The sequence below is a fragment of the Bradyrhizobium sp. USDA 4486 genome, from assembly GCF_054057995.1.
Window position 1 is genome coordinate 4,891,856 of the sequence record NZ_JBSRZV010000001.1, and the last position, 16,599, is coordinate 4,908,454.

At 59.6% G+C, this 16,599-nt stretch carries 15 protein-coding genes and 5 pseudogenes; 11 read left to right on the plus strand and 9 right to left on the minus strand.

Annotated elements, in window-relative coordinates:
• Positions 1-272: 272 nt before the first annotated feature.
• Positions 273-1,182 (plus strand): annotated as a pseudogene (locus ACVWY3_RS23380) (IS3 family transposase); the annotation flags it as partial.
• A gap of 288 nt (positions 1,183-1,470) precedes the next feature.
• On the opposite strand, the pseudogene ACVWY3_RS23385 reads toward ACVWY3_RS23380, so the two are convergent.
• The 6 genes and pseudogenes from ACVWY3_RS23385 to ACVWY3_RS23410 form a co-directional block, all read right to left on the minus strand.
• Positions 1,471-2,501, minus strand: a pseudogene (locus tag ACVWY3_RS23385) (IS110 family RNA-guided transposase).
• Positions 2,502-2,808: 307 nt separating this feature from the next.
• Positions 2,809-3,830 (minus strand): annotated as a pseudogene (locus ACVWY3_RS23390) (IS110 family RNA-guided transposase).
• Positions 3,769-4,290 (minus strand): O-linked N-acetylglucosamine transferase family protein, encoded by a 522-nt coding sequence (locus tag ACVWY3_RS23395; protein WP_456840583.1) that lies wholly within the window; start codon positions 4,288-4,290, stop codon positions 3,769-3,771. The pseudogene ACVWY3_RS23390 and the gene ACVWY3_RS23395 overlap by 62 nt, the downstream one beginning before the upstream one ends.
• Before the next feature lie 250 nt (positions 4,291-4,540).
• Positions 4,541-4,744 carry a DUF6894 family protein gene (locus tag ACVWY3_RS23400; protein ID WP_456840584.1) on the minus strand — a complete coding sequence of 68 codons (204 nt, stop codon included), beginning with the start codon at positions 4,742-4,744 and terminating at the stop codon, positions 4,541-4,543.
• Positions 4,745-5,232: 488 nt separating this feature from the next.
• Positions 5,233-5,394 (minus strand): annotated as a pseudogene (locus ACVWY3_RS23405) (IS110 family transposase); the annotation flags it as partial.
• Between the two features lie 145 nt (positions 5,395-5,539).
• Positions 5,540-5,668 (minus strand): hypothetical protein, encoded by a 129-nt coding sequence (locus ACVWY3_RS23410; protein ID WP_456840585.1) that lies wholly within the window; start codon positions 5,666-5,668, stop codon positions 5,540-5,542.
• A 65-nt stretch (positions 5,669-5,733) separates the two neighbouring features.
• Here ACVWY3_RS23410 and ACVWY3_RS23415 point away from each other — a divergent pair, with 65 nt between their 5' ends.
• From ACVWY3_RS23415 to ACVWY3_RS23435, 5 genes are all read left to right on the plus strand, one after another.
• A complete protein-coding gene (locus ACVWY3_RS23415) occupies positions 5,734-5,847 on the plus strand; it encodes a hypothetical protein (protein ID WP_456840586.1) in 114 nt (37 codons plus the stop codon).
• A gap of 10 nt (positions 5,848-5,857) precedes the next feature.
• Entirely contained in the window at positions 5,858-6,016 is a 159-nt protein-coding gene (tnpB, locus tag ACVWY3_RS23420; protein WP_456840587.1) for an IS66 family insertion sequence element accessory protein TnpB, read from the plus strand.
• 75 nt (positions 6,017-6,091) lie between these two features.
• Positions 6,092-6,871: an IS66 family transposase gene (locus tag ACVWY3_RS23425; protein WP_456840588.1), complete on the plus strand. Its 780-nt coding sequence runs from the start codon at positions 6,092-6,094 to the stop codon at positions 6,869-6,871.
• Positions 6,753-7,730 (plus strand): IS66 family transposase, encoded by a 978-nt coding sequence (gene tnpC, locus ACVWY3_RS23430; protein WP_456840589.1) that lies wholly within the window; start codon positions 6,753-6,755, stop codon positions 7,728-7,730. Before ACVWY3_RS23425 ends, tnpC (ACVWY3_RS23430) begins: the two co-directional genes overlap by 119 nt.
• Positions 7,727-7,966, plus strand: a complete 240-nt coding sequence (locus tag ACVWY3_RS23435) for a hypothetical protein (protein ID WP_456840590.1) — start codon at positions 7,727-7,729, stop codon at positions 7,964-7,966. The genes tnpC (ACVWY3_RS23430) and ACVWY3_RS23435 overlap by 4 nt, the downstream gene beginning before the upstream one ends.
• Here the strand turns inward: ACVWY3_RS23435 and ACVWY3_RS23440 are convergent.
• Complete coding sequence (locus ACVWY3_RS23440) at positions 7,933-8,433, minus strand: IS3 family transposase (RefSeq protein WP_456840591.1); 501 nt, start codon at positions 8,431-8,433, stop codon at positions 7,933-7,935. The two genes, ACVWY3_RS23435 and ACVWY3_RS23440, sit on opposite strands and share 34 nt — an antisense overlap.
• 383 nt (positions 8,434-8,816) lie before the next feature.
• Positions 8,817-9,509: a GntR family transcriptional regulator gene (locus ACVWY3_RS23445; protein WP_456840592.1), complete on the minus strand. Its 693-nt coding sequence runs from the start codon at positions 9,507-9,509 to the stop codon at positions 8,817-8,819.
• 363 nt (positions 9,510-9,872) lie between these two features.
• Here ACVWY3_RS23445 and ACVWY3_RS23450 point away from each other — a divergent pair, with 363 nt between their 5' ends.
• The 5 genes from ACVWY3_RS23450 to ACVWY3_RS23470 are packed head-to-tail and all read left to right on the plus strand — an operon-like array spanning position 9,873 to position 14,902.
• Positions 9,873-10,910: an extracellular solute-binding protein gene (locus tag ACVWY3_RS23450; protein ID WP_456840593.1), complete on the plus strand. Its 1,038-nt coding sequence runs from the start codon at positions 9,873-9,875 to the stop codon at positions 10,908-10,910.
• A gap of 59 nt (positions 10,911-10,969) precedes the next feature.
• Complete coding sequence (locus tag ACVWY3_RS23455; RefSeq protein WP_456843436.1) at positions 10,970-11,791, plus strand: ABC transporter permease; 822 nt, start codon at positions 10,970-10,972, stop codon at positions 11,789-11,791.
• The gene (locus ACVWY3_RS23460; RefSeq protein WP_456840594.1) at positions 11,784-12,584 is read left to right on the plus strand and encodes an ABC transporter permease; all 801 of its coding nucleotides are present in this window, start codon (positions 11,784-11,786) and stop codon (positions 12,582-12,584) included. The genes ACVWY3_RS23455 and ACVWY3_RS23460 overlap by 8 nt, the downstream gene beginning before the upstream one ends.
• A complete protein-coding gene (locus tag ACVWY3_RS23465; protein WP_456840595.1) occupies positions 12,581-13,618 on the plus strand; it encodes an ABC transporter ATP-binding protein in 1,038 nt (345 codons plus the stop codon). The genes ACVWY3_RS23460 and ACVWY3_RS23465 overlap by 4 nt, the downstream gene beginning before the upstream one ends.
• Positions 13,619-13,630: 12 nt before the next feature.
• Positions 13,631-14,902 carry a M20/M25/M40 family metallo-hydrolase gene (locus ACVWY3_RS23470; RefSeq protein WP_456840596.1) on the plus strand — a complete coding sequence of 424 codons (1,272 nt, stop codon included), beginning with the start codon at positions 13,631-13,633 and terminating at the stop codon, positions 14,900-14,902.
• A 394-nt stretch (positions 14,903-15,296) separates the two neighbouring features.
• On the opposite strand, the pseudogene tnpC (ACVWY3_RS23475) reads toward ACVWY3_RS23470, so the two are convergent.
• A pseudogene (gene tnpC, locus ACVWY3_RS23475) lies at positions 15,297-16,453 on the minus strand (IS66 family transposase); the annotation flags it as partial.
• Positions 16,454-16,599 lie beyond the last annotated feature (146 nt).

Consider the following 16,599-nt stretch of genomic DNA (forward strand, 5'->3'; position numbering starts at 1 on the left):
CGCAGAATGATGAGTCCAAGCTCGTTCTCGATGGCAGCCGGATTCTCGTTGCGCCCTTCCCATGAGGCCTGGCTTGTCCGTCGCGAGTGCCGTAGCGCGCGTCCGGGAAGCCCCTGAGAGCCCCGAAGGCGATTTCGTCATCGGATTCGCCCTGTGAGGTGAGACGCGCCTCTTCGACAAAATCGACGAAATCGTTGTCCCAGACGTCCTGACCTGCCGCTGAGTATTTCCTCCAGAAGGAGTTAGAGTCCGGCCCGAAGAAGGACGGACAGATGAAGCGAGCACGGTTCACGGAAGAGCAGATTATTGCGGTGCTGAAGGAGCATGAGGCCGGGGCGAAGACGGCCGATTTGGCTCGCAAGCACGGGGTCTCCGAGGCGACGATCTACAATTGGAAGGCCAAATTCGGCGGCATGGACGTTTCCGAGGCGAAGCGGTTGAGGGCCCTGGAGGAGGAGAACGGGAAGCTGAAGAAGCTCCTGGCCGAGCAGATGCTGATGCAGCCGCACTTCGCGAGCTCCTTTCAAAAAAATGGTAGGGCCCGCCGCCAAGCGCGCTGCGGTCGCGCATCTGCAGGCCGTCATGAGCCTGTCGGAACGCCGGGCCTGCTCGATCGTGGGTGCGGATCGGAAGATGATCCGCTATCGCTCCAGTCGTCCGCCGGACGCCGTTCTGCGTGGCCGATTGCGCGATCTCGCCAACGAGCGGCGGTGTTTCGGCTATCGCCGCCTGTTCGTCCTGCTGCGGCGGGAGGGCGAGCCATCGGGGATCAACCGGATCTACCGGCTTTATTGCGAGGGCTCACCGTCCGCAAGCGGCGGGCTCGCCGCAAGGCCGCCGGGACACGGGCCCCGATCCTAGTCGAGGCCAAGCCCAATGCCCGCTGGTCGCTGGACTTCGTCCACGACCAGTTCGCCAATGGTCGACGCTTCCGCATCCTCAACATCATCGACGACGTCCCCAAGGAATGCCTGGGCGCCATTCCGGACACGTCGATCTCGGAGCGCGTGGCCCGCAAACTCGCGGCAATCGTCGAGCGACGCCGCAAGCCAGGAATGATCGTGTCCGACCATGGCACCGAGTTCACCTGCAACGCCATGCTGGCTTGGTGCAAGGACGCAGCCATCGATTGGCACTTCAGCACCGGGAAAGCCCATGCAGAACGGCTTCGTCGAGAGCTTCATGTATAGACGTATATGGACCCCGCCCGATTGCAACGACCGGCTTGATCAGGATCGACGGTCACAACTGCAGACGTATATCCGGCTTCTTGATGCGGCTGGACAACGTCTCCGCCGCGAGCCTCGATGGTTTTCGCCCGCTTCCACCTCAACGGCCCCGAGACATCGGCGCAAGCCGTGCCGGTCCACACATCAGGTTCGGGAAGCGACGGGGTGACCGTTTTCGCCATCTCCTGCCATTTGTTGCAATTGCCGGGTGAGACCTCCTTTCCTTGATTGCCGCTTCGTTTCAGGCCGCCTTCACCGACAGCGCCGGCGCATAAGCTGCGTCGCCTGTGAGCATAGCCCACACGATCCGCGCGTTCTTGTTGGCAAGAGCCACGGCCGCGACATTGGGATGGCGCCGTTGCCGGATTTTGCCGAGCCAGCGGCTTCGCGGATCCTGCTTGCCAGTGGCCCGACTTAAAGCGGCGCGAGCTCCGTGAATCATCAGCGTCCGCAGGTATCGATCGCCGCGTTTGCTGATGCCGAACAAGCGGGACCGCCCTCCACTGGATCGCTGCTTCGGCACCAGGCCAAGCCAAGCCGCGAACTGGCGGCCGTTCTTGAAACAGCTTCTATCGCCCACGGCGGCGATCAAGGCTGTCGCCGTCACAGGTCCGACGCCTTCGATTTTGCCGAGCCGCTGGCACTGCTCATTCGTACGGAAGATTTCCCTTATCCGGCGGTCATAGGCTGCAACGCGGCTATCAAGCTCGGACAACTCCTCTTGCAATTCCCTCATGAGCGCTCGGAGCATCTCGCTGAGGCCGTCATTGATGTTTCCTACGATGACAGCGAGGCCGCGCCGCAGCTGCGCGATGTCACGGGCAATGACAATGCCATGCTCGGACAGAAGACCGCGAATCTGGTTGGCGAGCCTGACCCGGTCGGCGACCAGGCGTCGGCGAATGCGGTGGACAGCCTGTACCGCCAGCTGATCGGTTGATTCGGTGGCACGAAGCGCATGGACGGACGGCCGACCGCTTCGCAGATGGCTTCCGCATCGTTCTGGTCGTTCTTGTTTGACTTGACGTATGGCGTCACGAACTGAGGGCTGATCAGTCGGACCTGATGGCCAAGCGCGGTGAGCACGCGAGCCCAATAATGTGCCCCGTTGGAAGCCTCCATGCCGACCAGGCAGGCCGGTAAATTGGCGAAAAAGCCGGCCACCGCATCGCGACGCAACCTCTTTCGCACAACGACTTTCCCGTGGTTGTCGACGCCGTGAACTTCGAAGACATACTTCGCCAGATCTAGACCTATACGAACGACCTGCATGATATCCTCCTTCACTGCAGTTGACGCTCGAGATTCCACCGCGGCGAGGGCGGGGTCCATACCATTGGCCCCGCGGATGCAAGGGATTTCAGCAGCACTTTGGGTACCGGTCGGGTGCGTTCATGTATACGGCCTGTTTGTGCGACCGATGCCATGGCCGCTGGCCCTGATGGAGATCGCGGATCGAGGCCTCATCAACGGGTCGCGCTTGTTGCGCTTAAAGCTCTTCGGGCTTGCTCGATCCCCAGCTCCGCCGGTCATGCTGTCATTTGCCCTCACACCATAACGTGGCCAACACACGCGACATTCAGGTCGCGAGCTTAGGCCGATAGAATTCCCCGGTCGTCATCATCGCCCAGACGATCCGGGCCAACTTGTTGGCAACGGCGATGGCGACGACCATCGGCCGACGCCGTTCAAGCAAGGCTTCGATCCAGCCGCCTCCAACCCGGGAGCGTGCCTTTGGGTACCGAACGACGTTGCGTGCTCCGATGACAAGCAAGTGCCTGAGATAGGAATCGCCCTGCTTTGTTATGCGGCCGAGCCGGTGCTTCCCGCCGGTGGAATTCTGCTTAGGCGTCAGGCCAACCCAGGCCGCGAACTCCCGCCCGGAGCGGAACATGGTCGCGTCCGGTACGGTCGCGACGAGAGCCGTGGCCGTAATGGGACCGATCCCGGGAATCGAGGACAGCAACTTCGCCATCGGATTTACTTGCTGGATCTCAGCCAGTTCGCGCTCGATGGCCGCGACCCGCCGGTGCAATTCCTTCAGTTGGCTCACAAGGACGGCCAGTGCGATGCGGGCGTGGGCCGGTACCGTCAGTTCTTCGTCATCCAACAAGTCCACCAAACCATCCACCCGTTGCCGGCCTTGCCTGACGATGATTCCGAACTCAGCAAAGTGAGCCCGAATGGCGCAAGCTGTCATGGTGCGTTGGCGGACCAGCAAGCCTCTTGCACGATGAAGCATCAAGAAGCCCTGGTTATCAGCGCTCTTGATTGGGCGAACCGCATATTAGGACGACTGACCGCTTCGCAGATCGCGGCCGCGTCAGCGGCGTCATTCTTGGCTGCTCTTCGTAGGTAGGGTTTAACATAGGCTGGCGGAATCAATCTGACATCGTGTCCAAACTGCCGAATCTCCCGCGCCCAGTGGTGAGCAGTCGCGCAGGCTTCGATGCCGACCAGGCAAGGTGCGAGCGAGGAGAAGAACGACACGATCTCGCCTCGCCGGAGACGTTGGCGACCGGCCACTTGGCCTTGGTCATCAACTGCATGGATGTGAAATACGTGCTTCGAAATGTCTAACCCAATTGTGGCGGCTTCCATTGGTCAATTGCTCCTGTAAGACGATGTGATCGGCGATGATGTAATCCGATAGTTCTTTGCTCCCCAATGTCCCAGCGAAACCAAGAAAGTTAATGACCACCGGAGCGGGTCTAGATGCGAACAAGGAGAGCCTGGCGTTCTGTGTGTGGCCCGCAAGATCTACGAGAATATCTATCTGCGCAACTTTGATCGCTTCCACGACTTCACTGTCATTCTTGTCATGGCAATCGATAAAGCGGTGAAAGGACCTTTCCAATCGCTTCCGCAGATCGCTGCTATCGCTTGGGCCAATTGAAAACGCGTACGTCTCGAATCGATCGGCATCCTGGTTCTCGAAAATTCCGGCGGTCAGGTACCCGACCGGGTGCTGACGAAAATCGGGTGACACATAGCCCTGAATGGAAACGATGAAGCGCTCAGCAACTATGGATATGCGCTCAAATGCTTGAATCGACCTCAAGACGCGCTAGTCTATTTTACTCGCGCATCGGCGGTGAGTCCGCGTAATCCTGTTTCATACCACAATAGAGGCACGATACTTGCCGAATTCTTAGGAAGATATTTAAACGCAGGGAAGCGCCCTTGTTTGGACGGGCGTGATTCGCGGCGCCGGAACTCCATTGTTTGCAAGGCCTACAGTCAATCAATCAGGGATTGGATGTTGGGACGCCCGGGGGGTGAATTTAGTTTAGCTGGGATCGGGATATTGATCATATGCTTATAAGATACATTTCGTCTCGATCCTTTCGTGTAACGACTACGCTAGTGGTGCCCCGCAGCGAAGGTTGAGTGTTTGCCAGGTCCTTCGCAAATCGTTCGGCCGCGCGAAACGCCTGCAGCTCATTCTCGAATGCCAGCCCAAAGGGGTCTTCGACATTTTGCTGCCCTGCAAGACTGAAATAAAAGCGAAGCATGGTTCGCCGACCTCATTACACCGGAGAGAGACAACAGATGTTTGTAGAATAGATGCGGTGCTCGCTTGTCACCTGCATTGGGATGCATTCGCGGCTGGAGTGACCACGTTCGCACAGGCTCGTTGCCTGCTGGCGCTACAGCGCCACGTCATGTGCCGCGCAAATGGCAAGATTTGCAGAAGATTTCTCGCCTCCGACCGGAGCGCCGGTAGATCTTCGCTAGTAGGCTAAGAAATTCCGGCGGCATTATGAGTCAGTATTCCTTCGTTGGTTGTCCGATCTACCTCAACGTGAAAAGAGCAACAATGCCGCCACTAGGAATAAGAGCAATATAGTTGGTACGTTTCGAACCAAGCAGGCGTACGATTGCGGCGACCATATATACAGAACGCGTCTTGTGCGTGGGGTACAACCACTATCGTCCGCACTGCGCTCTATGAGAACGTCGAAAGACGAAAAGCTGTCACACATAACTATGATAGCGTTCGCATCAATGACGAGATCTGCTGACGCTTGCGCTGGAGGTCCTTCTTCACTGCCTGACGGGCGCGCGAGAGATCGCGCATAGCCTCGTGGCGCTCGTCCGGCACCCACACCGCCGTGAGCTCGTCCGCGCACAACAGCTTGGCGAGGCTTACCGCATCGCGCCGGCACGGGGTGGCTCATAGCCTGCTGTTCACCTGGCGTCGATAGGCACGCCAGGGGCGACTGGGTGATTCCGTGCCAGCTCTCGTTCCCGTCGAGATCACACCGGTAGCGGCTCCGATCTCGAGCGACACGCCACAACTGGCGCCTTCACCGCCTGCGCAGCGCGCAAGGGCCGGAATCATCGAGATCGAGCTTGGCGGTGGCTGTCGTGTTCGCGTTGACCGGGACGTCGACGGCGAGGCGCTGCAGCGGGTTCTTGAGCTCCTGCGACGACAATGATCCCGGTCCCGAGCGGCGTCAGGGTCTGGATCGCGACTGGCCACACCGACATGCGTCGGGGCATGCAAAGCTTGGCGCTTGCGGTTCAGGAAAGCTTGAAGCGCGATCCCCATACCGGCGATCTCTATATCTTCCGGGGGCCGCCGCGGCGATCTGGTCAAGATTCTCTGGCATGACGGGTTGGGCATGTCGCTCTATGCCAAGCGCCTGGATCGCGGCAAGTTCATCTGGCCGTCGGCGTGGGCCGGCGCGGTGTCGATCTCGGCAGCGCAAATGGCTTACATGCTCGAGGGCATCGACTGGTGGAATCCCCAACTGAGCTGGCGGCCGCAGAGCGCGGGCTAATCCAGGAAAATCTCCCAGTTGCCCGCATTTGGGGAGTCCCAACGCATTCAATCTGTGATTCACTGCGTCGCATGAATGCGGATTTGCGACGCTGCTCCGGATGACGTTGCCGCCCTGAAGGCGGCGCTGGCAGCCGAGCGCGCGAAGGGTTTGGAGATCGCCGCCGAGCTCGCGGTCGCCCGCGCGAAAGCGTCGAAAGGCGAGGCACTGATTGCGCAGCAGAAGCTGCAGATCACCAAACTGAAGCATCAGATCTATGGGCAACGGTCGGAACGTTCGGCGCGGCTAATTGAGCAGTTGGCGCTGCCGTCCGAAGAGCTGGAAGCCGACGCGACCGAGGACGAGCTGGCGGCGGAACAGGCTGTGGCCAAGACGACGACGGTGCGCGGATTTACCCGCAAGCGCGCCGAGCGCCAGACCTTCCCCAAGCACCTGCCCCGGGAGCGGGTGGTGATCGATGGTCCGACGGCTTGCGAATGCTGCGGCAGCAATCGCCTGCGCAAGCCCTGCGAGGACGTGACGCGCACGCTGGAAGTGGTGCCGCGCCAGTGGAAGGTGAGACGGTCCGGGAGAAGTTCTCCCGCCGCGATTGCGAGAAGATCAGCCAGGCGCGGGCGCCGTTCCATGCCATCGCTCGGGGATGGGCTGGCCCGAGCCTCCTGCATGATCATGTTCGAGAAGTTCGGCCAGCATCAGCCACTCAACCGCCAGGCCGAGGCGCTACGCGCTGGAAGGCGTGCCGATCGCACTGTCGACCATAGCCGATGCCGTTGGGGCGGTCTGTGCGTCGTTGGATCCCCTGCTGCGCCTGGTGGAAGCCCATGTGATGGCGGCCGAGCGCCTTCGTGCCGATGATACGACCGTGCCGGTGCTGGCCAAGGGAAAGACCGATACGGGCCGGTGCTGGATCTACGTCCGGGACGACCGACCGTTTGGGGCGCAGGCCCACCGGCAGCGATGTTCTACTACTCACGCGACCGCAAGGGCGAGCATCCCCAGGCGCATCTGGCGGGTAGCCGGCATCCTGCAGGCCGACGCCTATGACGGGTACAACCAGCTCTATCTGGCGGGGCGCCAGCCCGGACCGATCCGGGAGGCTGCCTGCTGGTCGCACGGACGGCGCCCGTTCTTTGCCATGGCCGACATTGAAGAGAATGCCCGGCGCAAGGGCGCCGGAAAAAAGGAAATCCCGCTCTCTCCGATCGCGATCGAGGTCGTGCGGCGGATCGATGCGCTGTTCGAGATCGAACGCTCCATCGATGGCAGAAGCCCGGAGGGGCGTCTGGAACTGCGACAGACGCTGAGCCGGCCTCTGGTCGAGGACCTTCAGGTCTACATGCGCGAACAGCCCGCCAAACTGTCTTGTGGTCACGACCTGGCCAAGGCGTTCAACTACATCCTCAAGCGTTGGGCGAGCTTCACGCCGTTCCTGGAAGATGGACGCGTGTGCCTCTCCAACAATGCCGCCGAACGGCGCTTGCGAGGCCTCGCTCTTGGCCGGAAGTCCTGGTTGTTCTGCGGATCGGATCTCGGTGGACGGCGCGCTGCTTCGATGTACAGCCTGATCGTCACGGCAAAGATGAACGGCGTCGACCCGCAGGTGTGGCTGGCCGATGCCCTTGCTCGCATCGCCACCCACCCAGCTCATCGCCTGGACGAGCTTCTGCCCTGGAATTGCACGCCGGCATCAACACTCTCCGCTCAAGCAGCATGAGCACTCACGTCAACATGGTCCATCACGTCACCATCATCATCCAAGTCGCGAAGGACCTTGGCGAAGACGAAGATTGGCTACGCGACATCTCGATCAAAATGGAGATCAAGGACGGCGTCATCTGGGTCTATGGTGTTGTAGAAAACGGCGTCAAGGCGTTCACCGACTTCGAAATCGAGAACCTGATCGAGCTGATCAGGTTCTACAAAGAGAACCCTGGACTGCTCAAGCGGTAGCCCTGCGGCCTGCGCCGAATGGATACGATCTGATTCGGAGCACCGGCGATGAAGTTGCGATCGAGCAGATTCGGGGCGATCGGCAGGTCGTGGTGGCTGTCGGTGGTCCGCACCCGGCGTCGCCGCGCCATGATGGCGCTGATGCCGCGACGCCGCATCAACCGCTCGATGCGACCACAACTCGCCCGCGGCCTGGCCTTCAACTCGACATGGATACGCGGGCTGCCATAGCGCCCGCGGGTGTCGCGGTGGACTCGCCTGATGTCGTCGACGAGCTCACGATCAGAGGCCAATCGTCGGCTCTCCGGGCGCGAGCGCCAAGCATAATAGCCGGCCGGCGAAACACCGACCACGTCGTACAGGAGCGTCTCCGGATAATCGGCGCGGCGATCTTCGATGAAGCGGAATCTCTTGTCCGTGTTCCAGCAAAGATTGCGATCGACGTTTTTTTTAATGTCGCGCTCCATGCGCAAACGCTCGTTCTCTCGGTACAAAGGCGCGATCTCTGCCGCGTGATCCGCCCTACGGCAACGTCGCCTGCACATCGCGTCGCCGCCGTTAGCTCCAGCCGGCCCCCTCGCCGCTCCCCCCCCGCAGCGCGGAATCGCGCAGGCCAAGCTCCTTGGCGACAGATCCCCTCGAGCGCCCGCTCGACGCTACGAGATCAACCGCTGTCGGGCGACATGGAAAACTGCCCCCCCCCCTCGCGACCCGGTCAGAACGGGGGTTTTATGCAGCGACCTTGCCCTTAGTCGCCGTAAACGACCGACGTTGACGTCCTTCCCATCCGACACCTCCTGGCTCTTCGAGCCTACTACGGGTGTCCATCAATTCGGAGGAAGTTCAGTCGCTATTCGGCGCGGCTCGTAAAGTTGTAGGTAAATCGATCTGCGCGGGTCACATTCTGCCCCGCCAAAATCGGTCGACCGTCCTTCGTCATCGGAAAGTAGCGCATGACCAGTAACGGATGACCTGATACCACAGCCAGCACCTTTGCCTGATCTTCAGGCGCGGTCGTAGCCTCAACTTGGTACTTCATGTGGTCAACAAGAATCCCATATCGCGGCAACAGCGGAAGGATAAATTCGCCATGCAGATGATCCTTTAGCTTGTCCGCCAGCCCCCTCGGTAGCCAAAGGGTGTCGAGCCCCACCACCTTGCCATCGGCAAGCAGTAAGCGCTCCAGCCGATAGAGTGACGCGTGGGGCGAAACGAGACCCTTCAGGAATGCCTCATCGGTCGGAGGCACGACTGAGATACCTCGGTCGTAGAGACTAGCCTCGATACCGGAAGCACGCATCTCTTCGTCAAGCGCAGAAAGCTTGCTTGCATCGATAGTACGAATAATCCGCTTGTCGTCGGCGACAAAAACGCCGAGACCTTGGCGTCCTATCAAGAGCCCTTCAAGCGTGAGGTCCCGAATGGCACGCCTCATCGTGATGTTGCTCACAGCGAGTTCAGCGGCCAACTCGTCGACACTCGGGATTCGCTCTCCCCGCGCATAGTCGCCAGACGCTATCCGCGAACGCAGCGTCTCGGTCACGGCCTGATAAAGGAATCGTCCGCTGCCTGATATGGGGGCTCGCTTTGATGACGGGGCCATTGAGTATCTTGGTTGAGAGAAGATATGGAGCGAGCGATCGACGCTATCCAGACTCAATTACACAGCCAGGCAACATTGACCAGACTGATCAGGAAGAACTCCTGAGAAACGCTGTGAGATTCCGTCGCTCGCCACTTGACATTCTCTGTATACTAACTATACTAAATGGCCCAACGCTGAAATGCACAGCTATCGAGATGCGACGCAAATACGGGTGACTTCGGCATATGTTCCCGGTTTTTGCTATGGCGTGAGCGGGCCGCCTATCTTGGAACGGGGTTGGGTTTTCGAAAGGGGCTTTGCATGTATCGCCGAACATTTCTGTCTGCGGTTGCGGCCATCATTGCTGCTCCTGCAATAGTGCGAGCGCAGTCCAAGAAATTTGATGGGATTGTCCTGAATATTAACGGTTACGGCGGTGATTGGGATCGGCTGTTAAACGAGTACGTGGCCAAGCCGCTTCGTAAACGTACAGGCCTTCAAGTCAAATACCAGCCCGGTCAAGCGTCGGCAGCAGTTGCCAAGCTGATCGCCTCTAAAGACAATCCGCCCTTCGACATTATCATGGCTGACAGCCCGAACATGCCGGACATCATCGCCAACGATGTTGTCGAGAAGATTACAGAGGCAGAGGTCAAAAACCTCGCTAAGCTCAAGCCGGCGGTGCGGGAATTCGGCGCCTACGGCGTACCGTATCTTACCAATGCGATCATCTTGGCCTGCAATTCGAGGTATGTGAAACAGCCGCTGAGCTCCTACAGCGACCTCGCTCGCGCTGATCTCAAAGGCAAGCTCGCTCTGATCAGCCCCGAGAACACCGGTGGCCTCCTAACACTGCTCGGCATCGGTGCTGCTACGGGCGGCGATGTTGACCATCTCGCACCGGCCTTTTCGTTCTTGAGCGCGATACGGGCGAACGTCGCAACGACCTCGCCTGCAACAACTAACCTCGCGCAACTTTACCAACAGGAGGAGGTCTGGGCGGGTCCGTTTTGGGACGGCCGCACCTATTCTATCCGCCAGAGCGGCACCCCGCTCGCCACCATCCTTCCTAAGGAAGGCGTGTTCGGGCTGTTGAACTACCTGAATCTTGTAAAAAATTCAAAGAACCGTGAAGCCGCACTTGCCTATATCGATCAGCAGCTTTCCGACGAAGCAATCGCTCCGATGGTCGAGTTCTTCCGCTACTCACCCGTGACTAAGATCGCCATATCGGACGCGGTCGGCAAGGATCTTGTATTCAAGGGAGACGCTCTTGATGGGTTCAAGAAAGTAGATTGGGAGAAGGTCGCGAAGTCGCGCAGCCTGTGGTCCGAAGAATTCAACAAGGCGATACGTTGACATCGCACGACTGAATCGGGATTAAACAGTCCATGCGCCGGCGAGTGTCTATCTTGCTGATGGTTTTGCCGATGATTTTGGTCATCGGCCTCTTCCTAATCATGCCCCTGATGGGACTTCTGGCGGCCAGCTTCAAGGGTACGGGGACCGCCGGCTTTCCATCCCTGGAACACTACGATCGAGCCTTGCTCGATCCGTTCTATTTACGAGTCTTCGCAGAGACGATCGGCTATGGGGTGCTTTGCACCTTGATCAGCGTCTTCCTGGGCTTCCCCGTCGGTTACGCCATGGGTCGGATGCCCCCCTACAGGCGCCGCTGGTATGTCATCTTGGTTGTACTGCCGCTCACACTCAGTCTTATCGTCATCGTGTTCGGGTGGCTGGTCCTGTTAGGACGTAACGGCATCGTCAACTCGCTGTTACTGGCGCTCGGCCTTATCGATACGCCCGGAGCTCTACTATTCAACGGCCCCTCCGTCGTCCTCGTTCTCGTGATGCAGTTCCTGCCGTTCATGATCCTGTCTATTATGAGCGTCGTTATTCAGATCGATCCGGCACTCGAGCTCGCTGCGGCCAATCTGAAGGCTACGCGATGGGTTACACTGCTTCGGGTCGTTCTTCCGCTATCGGTGCCGGGAATCGTCGCTGGATCGAGCCTCGTGTTCACGGCCAGCGTATCCGCGTTCGTAACGCCGAGATTGATCGGCGGGCAGCGCGTGCAAATGATCGGCAGCATCGTCTACGACCAGATCCTGACCTATCTGAACTGGGGCTTCGGATCTGCCCTCTCGTTCATCCTGCTCGCGCTGACCATTGTGGTGACGGCGGCTTCGAGGATTCGGACCAGAAAGACGCAGGACGCGGGGGCGGCTCGTGCGTAAATCTTTGGTCGATCATGCCCTGTCGGTCAGTGGACGTTTGCTACGCATCACCGTCTATATTTGCCTCCTGGCGCCGGTGATCATCGTCATAGCCTCTTCTTTGACGGCCGGTCGGGCCCTTCGCTTTCCGCCGGACGGGCTGTCGCTTCGTTGGTACTACGCCGCGATTTCAGATGACGTCTTCATGGACGCGTTCTGGGTCAGCGCAAAGCTGGCGACGATCGCAACAATCACGTCGCTCGTCATTGGGCTAGCAGCCTCGTTTGCCCTCGCTCGTCACGCTATTCCCGGCAAAACGCTTCTCCTCGGCCTGGCGCTCTCTCCGCTGGTGGTGCCGATGGTTGTGATCGGCCTCGGTCTTCTGCAGGCTTTGGTCTGGCTCCGGCTCAACCAGAGCGTGGTCGGCCTCTTTATCGGTCACGTGTTGATTACCCTTCCTTACGTCGTGCGAACACTGCTATCCGGCCTGGTTCACTTCGACCAAAATCTGGAATTTGCGGCAATGAATCTCAGGGCCTCGCCACTGCGTGTCCTGATCCGGATCACGCTGCCGATCCTTGCCCCGACGATGATGTCTGCCGCGGTATTTGCGTTCGTGACGTCGTTCGGAAACATCACCTTGTCAATCTTCCTCGGCTACGGCGGGCAGACCACCCTTCCGGTCCAGATCTTCACCTATGTCGAGCAAAGCTTCGAGCCTATCATTGCGGCGGTGTCCGCGCTCGTCGTGTTTGGAACGGTGGGGCTCCTCCTCATCGTCGAGGGGCTGTTCGGCATGAGCAAGACCGTATGACCCAGACTACAACGTCGACCGTCGACATACGGAATGTGTGCAAGACGTTCGGCCACGCCGTTGCCGTCGACGACTTGACGCTTTCGGTACAAAAGGGAGAAGTGCTCTGTCTCCTAGGTCCTTCGGGCTGCGGCAAGACGACAACATTGCGGATGATCGCGGGGTTCATGGAGCCGGAGTCCGGCTCGATCGTCATCGATGGCCGCGAAGCCACGGGCATGCCTCCCTATCGTCGCGACACGGGCATGGTCTTCCAAGGCTACGCGCTCTTCCCGCACATGACCGTCGAGGAGAACGTCGCGTTCGGACTAGTCAACATCAATGTCCCGCGCAAGGCGCGCAACGCGCGCGTCGCGGAGATGCTTGAACTTGTCGAGTTGACCCATCTTGCAGCGCGATATCCCAGGCAATTGTCCGGAGGCCAGCAACAACGTGTCGCCCTTGCGCGCGCCCTTGCGATACGGCCTGCCGTCCTGCTTCTAGACGAACCATTCTCGAACCTCGACAAACAGCTGCGGGTACGGCTACGCGACGAGTTGAAGCGCCTGATCGCCAAGATCGACGTCACTACCATACTCGTGACGCATGATCAGGAAGAGGCCATCGTGTTTTCTGACCGCATCGCAGTGATGAACGCCGGCCGATTGGCTCAGCTGGGCACCCCGGCGGAAATCTACGAAACGCCCGCGAGCGCGTTCGTAGCGAATTTCATCGGAGAATGCACGCTGATCGAGGGTCGGATCGAGCACAATCGCTTCACATCGGACCGCGGTCTGTCCTTTCCCCTGGCTGGCAGGGACGGCAAAGCCGCAGTGATGATCAGACCCGAGCATGTGAGCTTGGGTGACGGCCCCGGAAGCATGACGGCTCGTGTAACGAGCGCCGTCTTCACAGGCGGCGTGACGCGACTGATCCTATCCTTGTCAGGTGAACAACTGCTTATGCAGTCATTCTTCCGGCATTCAAGAGCACCCGTGCAGGGCGACGAGGTGAACGTGCGAATCGACGTGTCCTGCATTCATCGAATTGACTAAGGCAAGAGCGAAATGAAATCGAACACAAACCTCACCTCACGCCAGGCGCTACTCGCGAAGATCGAGGAGGATCGTGAGGTGATCCTTAAATTGGTGAGAGAGCTGGTTAAAGAAAGATCGCCAAATCCCCCTGGAGATACGCGCTCAGCCATGCAGTGCGTCCGCGATTTCCTCGACGCCCGCGATGTTCCCTACCGTATGGAGAATCGAGACGAGACGATGCCAAATCTCGTCGCGACCACCACTTTCGGCACTCGCGACAGACATCTTGTGTTGAACGGGCATATCGATGTTTTTCCCGTGCCTGACGCGATGCAATGGAGTATTGATCCCTGGGAAGCGCACGAACGCGATGGTGCGATTTACGGACGCGGCGTCGCCGATATGAAAGTCGGGACGACCGCATCGATCGTCTCCTACGCTTATGCGCATGCGATGGGCATCGGTCAGTTCGATGGACGCCTAACTTTGGCTGTGGTCTCCGACGAGGAAACCTTTGGGCCGAATGGCTCCCGTCATCTCTTTGATGTTTGTCCGCAGGAGATCACCGGAACGGCAGTTCTCGTCGGCGAACCGAGCAGCCGTCACACGCTCCGCCTCGGAGAAAAGGGGCTGCTGTGGATTCGCTTTAAGGTCGAGACTGAGGGCGGGCACGGCGCCTACGTCCATGTTGGCCCAAGTGCGGTAGATCAGGCATCGGCTTTGATCGCAGATCTGCGCAAATTCGGACAGTTCGACTTCCAGGAGCCACCGAGTATCGTTGCGGCGCTGGCACAGGCGGGAGCAGCATACGACCTTGCGTTCGGCGACGGTGCTTCCGAGAATGCCCGTCGCGTTACTATGAACGTGGGCCGTATCAATGCTGGCACCAACGTCAACATGATTGCGTCACACTGCACGTTTGAGGTGGACTTTAGACTGCCGATGGGCGTGCTCATCCAAGACGCTCTCGAATACATCGAGAAGCTTCGCCAGAGCTACGATTTCTCGTACGAAATCTTAACAAGCGGCGAGGCGAATTGGACCGAACCGGACCACGATTTCGTGGGAATCGTCGCCAAAAATGCTGAGGCAATTACTGGTGCGCCGCCGCAACTTATTCCGGGGTTGGGCAGCACCGATGCGCGGCTCTGGCGCAACCGCGGGGTGCCCGCCGTTATCTATGGCCCGGCGCCACGCGGGATGGGGGGCACCGACGAGCATGTCCAAGTCGAAGAGTTGTTCGACATCGTTCGCTGTCACGCTCTTTCGACGTTCGACTACCTGTCTGCGCGGAGGAAATAAGGTGCACGGGTCTTGACTCTGCTTCTGAGTCCCCAGCGGAAGAAGGATGCGGCGTAAATCTCCATCATTGGCATCTCGACGTGCGTGCTCGCGCATAGCGGACGATCGAACTGTTCCAAGTAGTCACTCTTCACTCGGGATCGCGGTGTGGCTTAGTGGCAAGCACGCTGAGGTGCCTACTCACGTTGCAACTCGTCTTGCAAAGCGCATCGATCGGTTTTCGCCTTCAACGGACAACGAAACAGCTGCGCGAAGATTGCTCGGCGAGGTTTCACATCTCGAGATAGCGGGCGGCGCTCCGACCTGATGAGCTCAAGCTAGCAACGCCGCCGGACTACAATGTTGAAAAACTCTTTTGATCTGTCAGCCACAGTTTCTATTGTAAGCTTCGTTTTCAGGCCACGGCTTTGAGGGCTTGAGCGCGGTAGGCCCAGGGCAGTAGCTGGTCGATGTCGCGATTTGGATGTCCGTGGACGATCCTCGTCAGAACATCGGTGAGATAGGCAAGCGGGGCGATGTCTTTAAGCTTGCGGGTCTCGATCAAGGACGCGGCGACAGCGCAGTGTCCGGCACCACCGTCGGATCCTGCAAACAGCGCGTTCTTGCAACTGAGCTTGATGCCACCGATCGATCCTTCGACCGTGTTGTTGTCGAGTTCGCTGCGCCCATCATCGATGAAGCGCGTCAGCTCCTGGCAGCGCGAGAGAGCGTAACGAATGGCGGCGGCGAGCTTGATCTTTTGGCCGATGACAGCTGCTTGGCGCGTAGCCAGCACTCGAAGGCATCGGCCAGCGGCCGGCTTTTCTGCTGCCGCGCGAGACGGCGCTCCTCCGGGCTGCGGCCGCGGATCTCCTTCTCAACCGCGTAGAGTGCGGCAATGTGCTTCAGCGCCTCCCTCGCGATCGGCGCGGGGCCCGCTGCCGCGAGTTCGTAGACGTTGCGCCGCATGTAGACCCAGCAGAATGCGAGCTCGACCTCGCCGCGATCAGCAAGCTCTGGATAAGCGCTGTAACCGTCGACCTGCAGGATGCCCTTGAAGCCGGCAAGATGGTTGAACAGCCGCTCGGCTATGGCGATCGGGGGGCATAGACGTAGTCGATTCCTGGCGGATTGAGGCCGCCCCAGGGCCTGTCCTCGGCGGCATAGGCCCAGAGCTGGCCAGTCTTGGTGTGCCCTCGACCAGGATCGAGCACCGGCACCGTCGTCTCGTCGGCAAACGGCTTGGACCTCGTGCGAAGCGCTGTGAGAAGGCGCTCATGCAGCCGACGCAGATGGAAGGCCGCATGGCCCACCCAGTCCGCCGGCGTTGATCGATCGAGAGCGATGCCCTGGCGCGCATAGATTTGCGCCTCGCGACAGAGTGGCAGATGATCGGCATATTTGAACACCAGAATCTGGTCAACGGTTGCTTCGGCGGGCAGTCCGCCCTCGATCAACTGGGCCGGAGCCTCGGCCCGCACGACGCCGTTTTCGCAGGCGCGACAGGCGTATTGGGACGCCGGGTGACCAGAGGGGGAACTGCGCCGGCACCATGTCCAGGCGCGGCCCTACTCAGGATCTCCGCCTAGGTCCGGCCTGGCACTCAAGAACAGAAACAGTGCCGCCTCGAGCTCAAGGCCCGGGTTCCCGGGCTAAAAGGACGGCAATCACATGGAATCGGCATGGATTTTCATCCCTCTTCGCTGGCGAGGTCGCGT